Source organism: Gilvimarinus sp. 1_MG-2023, assembly GCF_030548285.1.
The window spans coordinates 1-635 of the sequence record NZ_JAUOSC010000044.1 but is presented as its reverse complement, the minus strand read 5'-3'; the positions used below and the strand labels follow the sequence as shown (position 1 = coordinate 635).

Annotated in this window: 1 protein-coding gene; it reads left to right on the top strand. The window is 53.7% G+C overall.

Translation table 11 applies throughout. The features are described 5' to 3' along the window. Nucleotides 1-32 precede the first annotated feature (32 nt). Nucleotides 33-635 (top strand): AAA family ATPase (locus Q4563_RS15540; RefSeq protein WP_303605099.1); only part of this gene is annotated, 603 nt, incomplete at its 3' end.

The following is a 635-nucleotide window of genomic DNA, read 5'->3' as shown; positions in this document are numbered from 1 at the left end:
GCTCCGCACAGCCTACATGTTCATTTTGCGGGATCGAAAAATCCCCTCAAGTTCCCCTGATAGCCGGTAACGACGGTCATATTTGTGAGCAATGCGTCAAGCTGGCCTATCAGGTTGTTAGCAGTTGGGGGCGTCGTACCCAGAATCCGTCCGAGCCGGAATTAAAAACGCCACTGGCGATCAAGGATTTTCTGGACGAATACATTATCGGTCAGGATGAAGCGAAAAAAACGCTATCGGTCGCCGTCTATAACCACTATCTGCGTTTGAAGTTCCAGGACAGCCAGGCCGAAGCCAGAATACCGGTTAACGGTGGCAGCGATATGGTCGAGCTGGAAAAATCCAATATCCTGCTGGCCGGGCCATCTGGTACCGGTAAAACCTTGCTGGTCAAAACCCTGGCACGGATTATTGGTGTGCCTTTTGTGATCGGTGACGCCACTACTCTGACCCAGGCCGGTTATGTCGGTGAAGATGTTGACAGCCTGCTCAAGCGCCTGCTGGAAGCTGCCGAAGGGGATGTCCAGCAAGCCCAATGGGGCATTGTCTATATCGATGAAATCGACAAGATTGCCAGCCGCGGCAGTGGTGGTGCCAGTGCCCGGGACGTATCCGGGGAAGGTGTGCAACAAGCA